The 13402-nt window shown below is 74.9% G+C and carries 13 protein-coding genes; 5 read left to right on the plus strand and 8 right to left on the minus strand.

Annotated elements, in window-relative coordinates; all coding sequences use genetic code 11:
* Positions 1-48: 48 nt before the first annotated feature.
* A complete protein-coding gene (locus IE109_RS18845) occupies positions 49-1077 on the minus strand; it encodes a LacI family DNA-binding transcriptional regulator (RefSeq protein WP_373297730.1) in 1029 nt (342 codons plus the stop codon).
* A gap of 243 nt (positions 1078-1320) precedes the next feature.
* On the opposite strand from IE109_RS18845, the gene IE109_RS18850 reads away from it, so the two are divergent.
* The gene (locus tag IE109_RS18850) at positions 1321-2283 is read left to right on the plus strand and encodes an ROK family protein (RefSeq protein WP_189552078.1); all 963 of its coding nucleotides are present in this window, start codon (positions 1321-1323) and stop codon (positions 2281-2283) included.
* A 30-nt stretch (positions 2284-2313) separates the two neighbouring features.
* Here the strand turns inward: IE109_RS18850 and IE109_RS18855 are convergent, their stop codons facing one another.
* On the minus strand, positions 2314-2538 hold the full coding sequence (locus tag IE109_RS18855; RefSeq protein ID WP_189552079.1) for a DUF8839 family protein: 225 nt from the start codon (positions 2536-2538) through the stop codon (positions 2314-2316).
* A gap of 228 nt (positions 2539-2766) precedes the next feature.
* Here IE109_RS18855 and IE109_RS18860 point away from each other — a divergent pair, with 228 nt between their 5' ends.
* On the plus strand, positions 2767-3807 hold the full coding sequence (locus IE109_RS18860; protein ID WP_189552080.1) for an NUDIX hydrolase: 1041 nt from the start codon (positions 2767-2769) through the stop codon (positions 3805-3807).
* A 327-nt stretch (positions 3808-4134) separates the two neighbouring features.
* On the opposite strand, the gene IE109_RS18865 is transcribed toward IE109_RS18860, so the two are convergent.
* Both IE109_RS18865 and IE109_RS18870 read right to left on the minus strand, forming a co-directional pair.
* Positions 4135-4842, minus strand: a complete 708-nt coding sequence (locus tag IE109_RS18865) for an MBL fold metallo-hydrolase (protein ID WP_189552173.1) — start codon at positions 4840-4842, stop codon at positions 4135-4137.
* 85 nt (positions 4843-4927) lie between these two features.
* A complete protein-coding gene (locus tag IE109_RS18870; RefSeq protein ID WP_189552081.1) occupies positions 4928-6313 on the minus strand; it encodes a dipeptidase in 1386 nt (461 codons plus the stop codon).
* A 209-nt stretch (positions 6314-6522) separates the two neighbouring features.
* On the opposite strand from IE109_RS18870, the gene IE109_RS18875 reads away from it, so the two are divergent.
* Both IE109_RS18875 and IE109_RS18880 read left to right on the plus strand, forming a co-directional pair.
* Entirely contained in the window at positions 6523-7740 is a 1218-nt protein-coding gene (locus IE109_RS18875; protein ID WP_229891227.1) for a geranylgeranyl reductase family protein, read from the plus strand.
* A gap of 321 nt (positions 7741-8061) precedes the next feature.
* A complete protein-coding gene (locus IE109_RS18880; RefSeq protein ID WP_189552083.1) occupies positions 8062-8430 on the plus strand; it encodes an antibiotic biosynthesis monooxygenase family protein in 369 nt (122 codons plus the stop codon).
* Positions 8431-8503: 73 nt separating this feature from the next.
* Here IE109_RS18880 and IE109_RS18885 read toward each other — a convergent pair whose 3' ends face one another.
* Together IE109_RS18885 and IE109_RS18890 are read right to left on the minus strand one after the other, a co-directional pair.
* Positions 8504-8782 (minus strand): DUF6332 family protein, encoded by a 279-nt coding sequence (locus tag IE109_RS18885; protein ID WP_189552084.1) that lies wholly within the window; start codon positions 8780-8782, stop codon positions 8504-8506.
* Positions 8783-8916: 134 nt separating this feature from the next.
* On the minus strand, positions 8917-10440 hold the full coding sequence (locus tag IE109_RS18890) for an MFS transporter (RefSeq protein ID WP_189552085.1): 1524 nt from the start codon (positions 10438-10440) through the stop codon (positions 8917-8919).
* Positions 10441-10527: 87 nt separating this feature from the next.
* Here IE109_RS18890 and IE109_RS18895 point away from each other — a divergent pair, with 87 nt between their 5' ends.
* The gene (locus tag IE109_RS18895) at positions 10528-10926 is read left to right on the plus strand and encodes a MarR family transcriptional regulator (protein WP_189552086.1); all 399 of its coding nucleotides are present in this window, start codon (positions 10528-10530) and stop codon (positions 10924-10926) included.
* Positions 10927-11198: 272 nt separating this feature from the next.
* Here the strand turns inward: IE109_RS18895 and IE109_RS18900 are convergent, their stop codons facing one another.
* Both IE109_RS18900 and IE109_RS18905 read right to left on the minus strand, forming a co-directional pair.
* The gene (locus IE109_RS18900; RefSeq protein ID WP_189552087.1) at positions 11199-11951 is read right to left on the minus strand and encodes a maleylpyruvate isomerase family mycothiol-dependent enzyme; all 753 of its coding nucleotides are present in this window, start codon (positions 11949-11951) and stop codon (positions 11199-11201) included.
* A gap of 98 nt (positions 11952-12049) precedes the next feature.
* Positions 12050-13363 (minus strand): MFS transporter, encoded by a 1314-nt coding sequence (locus IE109_RS18905; RefSeq protein WP_189552088.1) that lies wholly within the window; start codon positions 13361-13363, stop codon positions 12050-12052.
* Positions 13364-13402: the final 39 nt, after the last annotated feature.

Raw genomic sequence — 13402 nt, forward strand, 5'->3', positions numbered from 1 at the left:
CTCGCACACGGCGTGTCGGGACGCACCGGGGGGCCCGCGGTTCCGGTCTCAGGCCGGCGGGATCTCGCCCGAGCCGCGCGGGATCAGCGCCGTGCCGAGGACGGTGCGCGCCGGCGCGTCGTCCAGCCCGTCGAGGCGCCGGAACAGCCGCTCCGCCGCCGTGCGCCCCAGCGCGGCGGCGTCCTGGGCGATGACCGTGATGCCCAGGAGGTCGGCCAGCTCGATGTCGTCGAAGCCGACGAACGCCACGGGCCGCTCACGTCCCGCCAACTCCCTCACGGCGGTCACCGTCACCCGGTTGTTGCCCGCGAAGACGGCCGTCACCGGGTCGGGGCCCGAGAGCATCGCGGCCATGGCCTCCCGCACCCGCTGTGGCTCCGTCGAGCCCAGCGACACCCATGCGTCGTCCACCGCCAGTTCGGCGTCCTCCATCGCCGCGCGGTAGCCCCGCAGCCGCTCCACGGCGGTGTGGATGCGCGGCTGGTCGCCGATGAACCCGATCCGGCGGTGGCCGTGCGCGATGAGGTGGGCGACGCCCGCCCGGGCTCCGCCGAAACTGTCGGACAGCACCACGTCCGCGTCGATCCGCCCCGCCGGGCGGTCGACGAAGACGGTCGCGATGCCCGCCCGCATCTCCGGCTCCAGATAGCGGTGATCGGTACCGGCCGGAATGACGATCAGCCCGTCGACACGGCGCGCGCACAGCGCCAGCGCCAGCTCCTGCTCCCGGTCCGGGTCCTCCGCGCTGGAACCGTTGATCAGGAGCGCCCCGTGTGCCCGGGCCACCTCCTCCACCGCCCGGCTGAGCGGGCCGTAGAAGGGGTCGGCGAGATCCTCCAGGACCAGGCCCACGGAGGCGGTGCGGCCCTTGCGCAGGACACGCGCGCTGTCGTTGCGGCGGAAGCCGAGCGCCTCGATGGCCTCTTGGACCCGGCGCTCGGTGTCGGGCGTGACGCCCGCCTCGCCGTTGACCACGCGCGAGACGGTCTTGAGCCCGACGCCCGCGCGGGCGGCCACGTCCTTCATGGTGGGCCGGTTGCCGTAGCGGTGGGCGGGGCGGCGGGTGGTCTCTGCCACGGGTGCTGTCCTGTCGTTCGTCGTCCGGCGTACGGGGCGGTGTGCGAGGCTGTGGCGTCGAGCATAGGGCCTGGACAACGTTGTCAACGCAGGGGAGACTGAGTGGACGGTTCTTGAACCGCTCTTGAACGTCGCCCTGAAAGCGCAGGTCCGGTCGGTCGCAGCCACGTCCGCGCGGGCCCGCGCCGTCATGTTCCGGCACGCTCACGCACGTACACGCGACTCACGGGGGATCCGACACCGATGCTTTCCGACCTCGTCGCCGCGCTGGACATCGGCGGCACCAAGATCGCCGGCGCCCTGGTGGACGGCCGCGGCGGCATGCTGCTGCGGACGCGGCGGGCGACCCCGGCGCGTGAGGGCGCCGAGACCGTGATGGGCGCCGTCGAGGCGGTTCTCGCCGAGCTCGCGGCCTCCCCGCTGTGGCCGCGCGTCGGCGCGGTCGGCATCGGCAGCGCGGGCCCCGTGGACGCCTCGGCGGGCACGGTCAGCCCCGTCAACGTACCCGCCTGGCGGAATTTCCCCCTCGTCGAGCGGGTACGCCGGGCGACCGGCGGTCTGCCGGTGGTACTGGTCGGCGACGGCGTGGCGATGACGGCGGCCGAGCACTGGCAGGGCGCCGCCCGCGGTCACGACAACGCGCTGTGCATGGTGGTCTCCACCGGCGTCGGCGGCGGGCTGGTGCTGGGCGGCCGTCTGCACACCGGCCCGACCGGCAACGCCGGTCACATCGGTCACATCAGCGTCGACATGGACGGCGACCCCTGCGCGTGCGGCGCGCGCGGCTGCGTGGAGCGGATCGCCAGCGGGCCCCACATCGCCGCCCGCGCCCTGGAGAACGGCTGGCGACCCGGCCCCGACGGCGACACCACCGCCGTCGCGGTGGCGGCGGCGGCCCGTGCCGGTGACCCGATCGCCACCGCGTCGTTCGAGCGCGCCGCCCGGGCGCTGGCGGCCGGGATAGCCGCCACGGCGACGCTCGTCGAGATCGACATCGCGGTGATCGGCGGCGGGGTGGCGGGCGCCGGTGACGTCCTGTTCGCCCCGCTGCGCCGGTCCCTGCGCGACTACGCCACGCTCTCGTTCGTCCGGCGTCTGACGGTCACCCCGGCCCTCACCGGCGCGGACGCCGGCCTCCTCGGCGCGGCCGCCGCCGCGGCACCGTACCGGCGCGGCACCGCCGCCGAGGTGACCTTCACCGGCTGAGCCGCCGCGGTCGCCCTCTCCGGCCCGCCGTCAGCGCGCGGCGGCCTCGACGCGGGGCTCGGGCGCGCCGGAGTACGGCGAGCGGGGCTGCGGCGTGCGCGGCTGGTGCATGATCACCAGGAACGCGTCCGCCTCGATGTCCATCACGACCTCCGCCGCCAAGCCCTCTTCGCGCCGCGCCTGGGCGAACTCCTCGGCCGGCCACGAGCCCCGCGGGCCTCCTGCCGGAAACCTCTCCAACACCGTGCGTGCCATCGCGCACCCCCTGTCCATCACCTGCTCCAACGACACCCGCTCCGGAGTGTTACGCCCCGGGCGGGCATCTCTTCGTACCGTGAGACGTTCTGGTTCCCCGTCGGACGCGACGGAAGCGCAACAGCCCGGCCACAGTTGCGTGCCCGATCGGACACCCGCGTGCTCCCCCGGGTTTCCGTGGCACGCTGATGCGGGCAAGCCCTTGGGGGCTACGGAGGAGGGGGAACCGTGATCGTCTGGATCAACGGTGCGTTCGGTGCCGGCAAGACGAGTGCCGCGCGCGAACTGGTCGACCTGATCCCTAACAGCGCCGTCTACGACCCCGAGATCATCGGCGGGGCGCTGCGGCACCTGCTGCCGCAGAAGCGGCTCGCCGAAGTGACCGACTATCAGGACCTGCCGATGTGGCGGCGCATGGTCGTGGACGCCGCGGCCGCGATGCTCGCCGAGGTCGGCGGTGTACTGGTGGTGCCGATGACGCTGCTGCGCCAGGAGTACCGCGACGAGATCTTCGGTGGGCTCGCCGCCCGCCGCATCGCCGTCCACCATGTGGTGCTCACCCCGGACGAAACGATCCTGCGCACACGTATCGGCGGCCGGGAGGAGCAGGCGGACGACCCGGGGGGCAACGAGCGGATCCGGCAGTGGGCGTACGACCACATCGAGCCGTACCGCGCGGCGCTCGGCGGCTGGCTGGCCACCGACGCCCACGCCGTCGACAACAGCCGACTCACCCCGGCCCAGACCGCGCGCACCATAGCCGAGGCCGTACGCACCGGGGCGGCCGGCGCGTGCGGGATCGTCCAGACGCCCGAGCCGACCGGCGAGACCCTCGCCGCCGGGGTCCTCCTCTTCGACGAGCAGGACCGCGTGCTGCTCGTCGACCCCACCTACAAGCCCGGGTGGGAGTTCCCCGGCGGGGTCGTCGAACGCGGTGAGCCGCCGGCCCGCGCCGGGATGCGGGAGGTCGCGGAGGAGATCGGCCTCGAACTGGACGCCGTGCCCAGGCTGCTGCTCGTCGACTGGGAGCCCCCGCGACCGCCCGGGTTCGGCGGCCTGCGGCTCCTCTTCGACGGCGGCCGGCTCACCGCCGCCCAGGCCCGGGGCGTCCTGCTGCCGGGCGCCGAGCTGCGCGGCTGGCGGTTCGTCACCGAGGACGAGGCGTCCGGGATGCTGCCCCCGGCCCGCTACGAGCGCCTCCGCTGGGCGCTGCGTGCCCGCGAACGCGGCACCGTGCTGAACCTGGAGGCCGGCGTCCCGGTCGGCTGACCGCACGGCCGGCGGGCCGGGGAGCGGGCGGGCCGCGTGGGCCGCGCTCCGGCCGGGGCCGGCTCGACGGGGCCACCAGCCGGGCCGGCCACGACGGCCGGCGGCACCGAGCGGCTCGGGTCCCGACCCGGTGGCCGGCGGGTCGGTCCACCGGCGCCGTGGGCCGCGTGGGCCGTGCCGGCCCGGTCGGCGGGTGGCCGGATCGGCCGGGTGGGGCAGGGGCGGCGGGTCGGTCCAGCCGGTGGGTACCGGCCGGACGGGTCGGCCGGCGTGGCACGGGCCTGTCGGCGTGCCGGGCGTCCGCGCCGGGACGTTCCCGTCCCCGTCCTACCGTCGTGGGGCCGGGGCGTCCCGCTCGGCCGCCTCCCGCAGCGCGTCCGCCGCGCCGTCCGTGAGCGGGTCGCCGTGCCCGCAGCACACCGTGTCCGGGGCCAGCCCGGCCAGGCGGCGCATCGACGCCCCGGCGCGCTCACGGTCCACGTGGAACACGCCCAGTGCCGGCCGCCCCACCGACGCCACGGTGTCGCCCGTGAACAGCACCCCGTGCCGCGGCAGGTGCACCGCGATCGAGCCGTCCGTGTGGCCCGGTGTGTGCACCACCCGCGCCCCGCCGCCGAAGCCGAGCCCGTCCCCGTCGCGGACCTCACGGTCCACCCGGGTCGGCGGTGCCACCGGGACCGTCAGCCCGTGCTCGTACAGCGGCACCTCCCAGTCCAGCAGGACCGGGTCCGGGACCGGGGCCTCGCCCCGGACCACCGGGGCGTCCAGGGCGTGCGCCATCACCTCGGCGCCGTACCGCGCGGCCAGCTCGCCCGCGGCGCCCACGTGGTCGCGGTGGCAGTGGGTGAGCACGATCCGCCGCAGCCCCTCGGGGCGCAGGCCCCGCCCCCGTAGCGCCTCCTCGATCCGCGGCGCCGCGCCCGCCCAGCCCGCGTCGATCAACGTCAGGTCGTCGTCCCCGTCCACCCACAGGTACGCCTGCCCGATCGGGAAGCGCAGCATGAGCAGTCCGGGCCGTACCTCGATGACGTCCACACCCGCGTTATCGGTCATGCGGCGAACGTACGCACCGGGGACGTCCGCCGCCGCCGTCTCTGCTGTGCGCAGATCCGCTGTCGGCTCAAACGGGCCGGGCGGCGGCGTAGTTGACCAGGAACAGGGCCTCCGCGACCGACATGCGCTCCAGCTCGTCCGGCGACACGCTCTCGTTCACCGCGTGGATCTGCGCCTCCGGCTCGCTCAGCCCGATCAGCAGGATCTCCGCGTCCGGGTAGAGCGCGGCCAGCGTGTTGCACAGCGGGATCGAGCCGCCCATGCCCGCGATCTGCATCTCCTGCCCGGGGTACGCGGCACCGAGCGCGTCGGCCATCGAGGTGTACGCCGGGCTGCCGACGTCCGCCCGGAACGGCTGCCCCTGTCCGACCTGCTCCACCGACACCCGCGCGCCCCACGGCGTGTGCGCCTCCAGGTGCGCGGTCAGCAGCTTCGTCGCCTCGGCGGCGTCCTGGCCGGGCGGCACGCGCAGGCTGATCTGGGCACGCGCGCTGGAGTGCACCGACGGCGTGGCGCCCACCACCGGCGGGCAGTCGATGCCCATGACGGTGACGGCCGGTCGCGCCCACAGCCGGTCGCCCACCGAGCCGTGACCGATCAGTTCCACACCGTCGAGGACCTTGGCGTCCCGGCGGAAGTCCTCCTCCTCGTACCGCAGGCCCTGCCAGCCGCCCTCGGCGTCCAGGCCGTCCACCGTGGTCGAGCCGTCCTCGGCACGCAGCGAGTCCAGGAGGCGGATGAGCGCGGCCAGCGCGTCCGGCGCGGCCCCGCCGAACAGGCCCGAGTGCAGGTTGCCCCGGAGGGTGTCCACCGTCACGCGCACCATGGTCATCCCGCGCAGCGTCGCCGTGACGGTCGGCAGGCCGGCCCGGAAGTTTCCGGCGTCGCCGATCACGATGGCGTCCGCCGCCAGCAGCTCGGGGTGCGCCTCGGCGTAGCGCTCCAGGCCGCCCGTGCCCTGCTCCTCGGAACCCTCGGCGACGACCTTGACGCCGACCGGTATCCCGCCGTTCGCCTTCAGGGCCCGCAGGGCCAGCAGGTGCATGATGAAGCCGCCCTTGCAGTCGGCGGCGCCGCGTCCGTACCAGCGCCCGTCCTCCCGCTCGGTCAGCTCGAACGGAGGGGTGACCCAGCCGGCCGGGTCGAGCGGCGGCTGCACGTCGTAGTGGGCGTACAGCAGCACCGTCGGCGCGCCCTCGGGGCCGGGCAGGTAGCCGTACACGGACGGCGAACCGTCCGGGGTGTCGAACACCGACACGTCCTGGAAGTCCTCCGCCCGCAGCGCGTCCGCCACCCAGTCCGCGGCGGCCCGGCACTCGCTCGGCGGGAACTGCGCCGGGTCCGCCACCGATTGGAACGCCACCAGTTCCGTCAGCTCCGCCTTCGCGCGGGGCATCAACGAGGCGACGGTCGCGGCGATCGGCGGGATCGGCCGGCTCGGCTGGGCGGTCATGGGCACGCTCCTGGTGGGTGCGACGTCGAGACTCGCGTCGCGTGTGGTTGCACGGCGAACGCGCGTCCGATCCTCCCACAGCGGGTGACGGGGGCCCGCGCCGTAGTATGCGATCACAGGCACGGGCCAATGGGTCGGGACCGGTCGGGACCGGCCGGGACCGGTCGGCGCCGGTGGGGACCAGACGGGATCAGGAGCAGAAGCACATCGTGAGCAGCGAGAACGCAGACGCCGGCAACGCATACTCCGCGCCGGTGTGGGATGTCGTCGTGGTCGGCGCCGGGCCGGCGGGAGCGTCCGCGGCGTACGCGGCGGCCGTCGCGGGCCGCCGGGTGCTCCTGCTGGAGAAGGCGGACCTGCCGCGCTACAAGACGTGCGGCGGGGGCATCATCGGCCCTTCGCGCGACGCGCTGCCCCCCGGGTACGAGCTGCCTCTGCGCGACCGGGTGCACGCGGTCACGTTCTCGCTGAACGGCCGTTTCGCCAGGACCCGGCGCTCGAAGCGGATGCTGTTCGGGCTGATCGACCGGTCCGAGTTCGACGCGGGTCTCGTCGAGCAGGCGCAGAAGGCGGGCGCCGAGCTGCGCACGGGCGTCACGGTGTCGCGGGTCGAGCAGCACGGCACGACGGTGCCGGACCGGCGGACGGTCGCGGTCGTCCTGGCCGACGGGGAGGTCGTGCTCGCCCGGGCGGTCGTCGGCGCGGACGGCAGTGCCAGCCGGATAGGCGCCCATGTCGGGGTGAAGCTGGACCAGGTCGACCTCGGCCTGGAGGCGGAGATCCCGGTTCCGGAGACGGTGGCGGAGGACTGGGCGGGGCGGGTGCTCATCGACTGGGGCCCGATGCCCGGCAGCTACGGCTGGGTCTTCCCCAAGGGCGACACCCTGACCGTGGGGGTGATCTCGGCGCGGGGCGAGGGGGCGGCCACGAAGCGGTATCTGGAGGACTTCATCGCCCGGCTCGGACTCGCCGGGTTCGAGCCGGCGATCTCGTCCGGGCACCTCACGCGGTGCCGGAGCGACGACTCGCCGCTGTCGCGCGGCCGGGTACTGGTCTGCGGCGACGCGGCGGGCCTGCTGGAGCCGTGGACCCGGGAGGGCATCTCCTTCGCGCTGCGGTCCGGGCGGCTGGCGGGGGAGTGGGCGGTACGGATCGCCGAGGCGAACGACGCGGTGGACGCGCGGCGCCAGGCGCTGAACTACGCGTTCGCCGTCAAGGCCGGGCTGGGCGTCGAGATGGCGGTCGGGCGCCGGATGCTCGCCCTGTTCGAGAAGCGGCCCGGCCTGCTGCACGCGGCCATCACGGGCTTCCGCCCGGCGTGGCGGGCGTTCGCCGACATCACCCGTGGTGCCGCCACGCTCGCGAGCCTCGTCCACGGTTCGGCCGCCGCGCGCCGCGCCCTCGACGCCCTGGACCGCCGTCGCTGACCCGTGCGCCGGGGCCGCCCGCCCTGGTGCCGCCCACCGGTGCCGCGGGCTCGGGTACGGCGCCGGGTCGGTAGGTGACGGGCAGGCCGGTGCGAGGCCGGTAGGTGCTTGTGCCGGGCCCGGGGCCCAGGGAGGCCGGTCGGTGCCGGGCGGCCGGTGGCGCACCGGTGCCACCGGCCCCGCGCCGGACGTCGGGCGCGGCGCCCGTCGCGGTGTTCGGTACGCTCCCGACCCGCCGCCCGTGCGCGGCGGTTCACGTCCACCGCGTGTCCGGCCGGCGGTGAACCGGCCGGGCCGCGCCGACCGTTCAAGGAGTGCGCCATGACGACCCCCGACAGCCGGCCCGAGGACGCGCCCGGTTCCTCCGTCACGTTCATCAACGTCTTCGACATAGCGGCCGACCAGGTCGACGCGTTCGTCGCCCAGTGGGAGCGGCGTGCCGCCCTCATGAGCGCCAAGCCGGGCTTCCTCGACACGCGCTTGCACCGGGCGCGTTCGTCGAAGACGCGGTTCCAGCTCGTCAACGTGTCGCACTGGAGGAGCCGGGAGGCGTGGGAGGCCGCCACCGCGGACCCCGAGTTCGAGGAGCGCACCCGGGCCGCCCGCGAGGACGCCCCGACGCCGGTGACGCCCAATCCGGGTCTGTACGACGTGGTGGTGGAGTTCTCCGCCGTGGCCGAGCCCGAGTGACGCCGGCCGCCGCCCGCGTGCGCCCCGGCCGAGGTCCCACCCGGCGGGCGGCGCGCCGCCGGAGCGGCCCGCCCTAGGAGCCGGGCCTGTCGCGCCCCGCTCCGGCCGCCCGGACGCGGTGGCCGTTCCCGAACCGCCACAGCACCCGCGTCACCCGCGTCATGAACGCCAGACCGGCCACCGTCGCCGCCACCACCAGTACGCCCCGGGCCGCGCCGCCCGCCAGATCCAGCACGAGCACGGGCGCGGCGCACAGGACGAACACCCCGGCCGCGAGGAACACCCCCGTCACCAGGGCGTATCCGATCTCCACGGTCATGGCGTCCCGTTGGGCCTGCGTGCGATTCCCCATCGGCCGAGTGTCACAAGCGCGCGGCCGGTGGGCAAGTCCCGCACCCACCGGCCGCGCCGCGCTCCCCGGACGATCGGCCCGTCCGCCGACGGACCCGACGGGATCAGTCCCGTGCGCCGACGGGCCCGACGGGATCAGTCCCGTGCGCCGACGGGCTCGGCCCGCTCCGCCCGCGTGCCGGCCGACGCGGCGACCACGACCGAGGGCTGAGGCGCCCGTGCGCGGCGGTCGGCGCGCAGGCCGGTGAGGGTGATCAGCAGTCCGGCCAGGGCGATGGCGGTCACCACGGCGAGACCGGGCCGGAAGCTGTCCAGTACCGCCTGCGGGGAGGCGGGAGAGGTGCCCTCGTGACCCCCGGCCGTGATCACGGCGGTGACGACGGCGAGGAAGACGGCCCCGCCGACCTGGACGGAGGTGTTGAGCAGACCCGACACCATGCCCTGCTCGTCGTCGTGCACACCGTTGGTGGCCTGGATGTTGAGGGACGGGAACGTCAGGGCGCAGGCCGCGCCGAGCAGCAGCATGGAGGGCAGGATGACGGCCGCGTAGCGGGGGGTGAGATCGACCTGGAGGAAGATCGCGTACGCGGCGACCAGGAACGTGAAGCCCGTCGCGATCACCCGGGGCGTGCCGAACCGGTCCACCACGTCACCGACCTTGGTGGAGGACAGCGCCACCAGCAGACCGGCCGGCAGGAAGGCGAGCGCGGTCTGCAGCGCGCTCCAGCCGAGCAGCGACTGCATGTACTGGGTGACGATGAACTGGAAGGCGACGTACGAGCCGAAGAACGCGGCGGCGCCGAGCTGGGCACGCAGCTGCGTGCCCGAGCGGAGCACGCCGAGCCGCAGCAGCGGGCTCGCGCTGCGCCGTTCGATGGTCACGAAGGCGGCGAGCAGGGCCGCCGTGGCGAGGAACGACAGCAGCGTACGGGCGGACGTCCAGCCCACCTCGGGTGCCTGGACCACGGTGAACACCAGCAGCAGCATGGCGGCGGTCCCGGTGACGGCGCCCGGGACGTCGTAGCCGCCGCGGGTGTCCTCACGGTCGCTGTGCGGGATCATCCGCAGTCCGGCGACGAGGGCGATCAGCGCGATGGGCGCGGGCAGCAGCATGGTCCAGCGCCAGCTCAGCTCGGTGAGCAGCCCGGACAGCACCAGGCCCATGGAGAAGCCGGTGGCGGCGCAGGTGGTGTAGATGGACAGCGCGCGGTTGCGCTGCGGGCCCTCCTTGAACGTGGTGGTGATGATCGAGAGGCCGGCGGGCGCGGTGAAGGCGGCGCTCAGGCCCTTGATGAAGCGGCTCGCGATGAGCAGCGGGCCGGAGTCGACGAGTCCGCCGAGCAGGGACGCCACGGCGAAGACGGCGAGGGCGATCAGGAAGACGCGGCGGCGGCCGAGGAGGTCGGCCGCCCGTCCGCCGAGCAGCAGCAGACCGCCGTAGCCGAGGATGTAGCCGCTGACGATCCACTGCAGCGTCGCGGTGGACAGGCCGAGGTCACCGGCGATGGACGGCAGGGCCACGCCGACCATGGAGACGTCGAGCGCGTCGAGGAACATGGCGGCGCACAGCACCAGCAGCGTGCCCCACAGGCGGGGGCTCCAGCGTTCGTCCGTGGCCGAACCCACGGCGGGGGAGGGGGTGTTGAGCGGAGAAGTCATGCGCAGCACAGTACATGCACATGCATTGAATGCAAGCGCATTTAATTCTCATGCAACAAACAGTGTCTTCCCTGCTAACGTGGACGCATGGCGGTGACCAAGGCTGAGCGGGCGCTCGTGGAACAGTGGCGCGACGTGCTCTCCGTGCATGCCCGCACGATGTGTGAACTCGACCGCGAGCTGCACCGGTTCGGGCTCGGCGCCAGCGACTTCGAGGTCCTCGACGTGCTTGCCGAGGGGGCGGCGGAGGACGGCGGCTGCGCCTACCGGGTGCAGGAGCTCGCCTCCCGCGTACACCTCAGCCAGAGCGCCCTGTCGCGGCTGGTGGCGCGGCTGGAGAAGGAGGGCCTGGTGTCCCGCGGCATGTGCAGCGAGGATCGGCGCGGCGTACGGGTGGCCCTGACCGACTCGGGCCGGGCGCGGCACGCGGAGGCGCAGCCCCACCAGCGTGCCGTGCTCGGCCGCATGCTCGCCGAACGGGCCTGACACCGGCCGGGCGGGGCGGGCCGAACGGGCTTCAGCCGAACGGACCCGCCCCTCCGGACCGGAGTCGAACAGGCCCCGCCCGGCCGGGTCCTCGGCCGGGTGAGGGGTCGTCCAGGGGTGTCTTTTGGATCCTGCCGGGCTCGCGTGCCCCGGCACGCGCGTCCGCGGCGTTGTCGTCGGTCGCCCATGCTCCGCAGGGGCTCCCTCCTCCGCCTCGCATCCGCACGCACCGGACCCCGCTCCCCGATCCGGCCTGATCGAAAAGACACGCCCTAGACGACGGCGGACGTCTCCCGCCACAGCCGCGCCAGCCGTTCGTCCCCCGAGGCGGTGACGGCCGTGACCCCGTCGGCCGAGGTGGGCGGCCGGTTCCACAGGGTCAGGTACAGCTGTGCCGCCGGGCCGCTCAGCTCGCAGTCCGCCGGCCCCTCGGATGTCCGCTCCGCGCGCGGGACCCGGTCCGACAGGTGGACGGTCCACACGTCGCCGGTGTCCGTCGCCCGTACGCGCAGGACGCCCGGTTCGGAGGTGCGGACCCGGCTCTTCTCCCGGGCGTGGAAACCGCGCAGCAGCTCGTCGATCCCGTCGGCGGCGAACCCCGGGGCCGGCTCGGCCACGTCCGCCCCCAGCGCCGACTGCGCGTCCACCCGGTGCACGGCGGTCTCGTGCGCCTGGCGCCTGGCCCAGAACGCGCGGGGTGAGGGCGCGGGCAGGAACGTCCAGCACTCCAGGGCGTCGGACGCCTCGGTCAGCGCGGCGACCAGCCGGCCGTGGCCCTCGCGGAACCAGTCGAGCAGTTCCCCGCCGTCGAGGTCCGGCTCGGCCGGGAACGGGCGGGGTGAGGTGTATCCCTCCGTCACGAAGGCGGTGGCCCACCGGTGCACCGCTCCCGTGTGGCGCAGCAGGTCCCGCACCTGCCAATCGGGGCAGGCCGGGACCGGGGCGCCGGGGCCCGACAGCTCGGCCGCGTCGGCGAGCAACTGGCCGTCGCAGGCCAGGTACTTGATGTGCTCGGTGATCTCCATGACGCGATTCTGCCAGCGCGGCCGTCCGGCCGGTACGGCCCAAGCGGCCGGATCGCCGGGGCCGTCCGGGCGTCAGGGGCGCCCGGATCCCAAGGCCGTCACACCCGGGCGGCGTCCCCAATCCGGCCCTCCGCGCGGAGCGCGCCGGTCGCACCGGCACCGGCCGGCCGGGTCGCCCCGGCGGGCTGCGCCGCCGACGCGTCGCGCACCGCGTACCCGGTGACCGCCGCGCCCGCGGCCAGTACCGCCACGGTCGTCAGCGCGACCGGCAGCGAGAACCAGTCGGCCAGGAACCCGATCGCGGGCGGGCCGAGCAGCATCCCGCCGTAGCCCAGCGTGGAAGCGGCGGCCACTCCGCCGGGGCCTGCCACGGCGCCCGCCCTGGCGACGGCGACCGGGAAGATGTTCGCCAGGCCCAGGCCGGTCACCGCGAAGCCCGCCAGCGCGAGCCAGACCGTCGGCGCGAGGGCGCCCAGCAGCACGCCGACGGCGGCGGTCGACCCGCCCGCCACCAGGGTGCGGGTCTGGCCGAGCCGCTCAAGCAGCGCCGTACCGGACAGCCGTCCGGCGGTCATGGCGAGCGCGAACAGCGAGTAGCCGGCGGCCGCAGCGCCGGGGTGGGCGTGCAGATCCTGCTCCAGGTGCAGCGCCCCCCAGTCCGCCAGGGCACCCTCGCCGTACGCCGTGCACAGCGCGATCACGCCGAAGACGGTGACCAGCCGGCGCGACCGGCCGTCGAGACGGCCCGGCGCCCGCTCACCCGCCCGGTCGGCCGGGACGGCCTCGGGGGCGGATGCGGAGGGGTGCCGCAGGAGTGCGGGACCGGCGGCGGCCGTCAGGGCGAGTCCCGCGACCGTCAGGCAGAGGAGGTGTACGGCGGGGGAGAGGCCGCCCGCGACCAGCCCGCCGAGACCGGCGCCGACCATCCCGCCGAGGCTGAACGCGGCGTGGAAGGTGGGCATCACCGGGCGGCGCAGCGCGGCCACCAGATCGACGGCGGCGCTGTTCATGGCCACGTTGATGCTGCCGTACGCGGTGCCGAAGACCAGCAGGACGAGGCCCAGCGCGACCGCCGAGTGGGTCAGCGCGGGGAGCGCGATGCTCAGGCTGAGCAGCACCGCCGAGGCGACCGTGACCGGGTGGCTGCCGAAGCGGCGGCACAGGCGGCCGGTGAGCGTCATGGTCACGACCGCCCCGGCCGATACGCCGAGAAGGGCGAGTCCGAGGTCGCCGGTGGAGGCGCCGGTCTGCTCCTTGATGGCCGGGATGCGGACCACCCAGCCGGCGAAGAGGAAGCCGTCGAGTGCGAAGAACAGGGTCAGGGCGGTGCGGAGGCGGGTCGGGGAGGTCGCGGCGGTGTCTCCGCCGGGGCTGCCCGGGGCGGCCGTCCGGCTTTTGTTTAGTAGCGGCACAAACTCAGGATAGGGGCCGGCGCCGCCTGCCATCAACCA

It is taken from the genome of Streptomyces lavendofoliae (genome assembly GCF_014649735.1).
GTDB lineage: Bacteria > Actinomycetota > Actinomycetes > Streptomycetales > Streptomycetaceae > Streptomyces > Streptomyces lavendofoliae.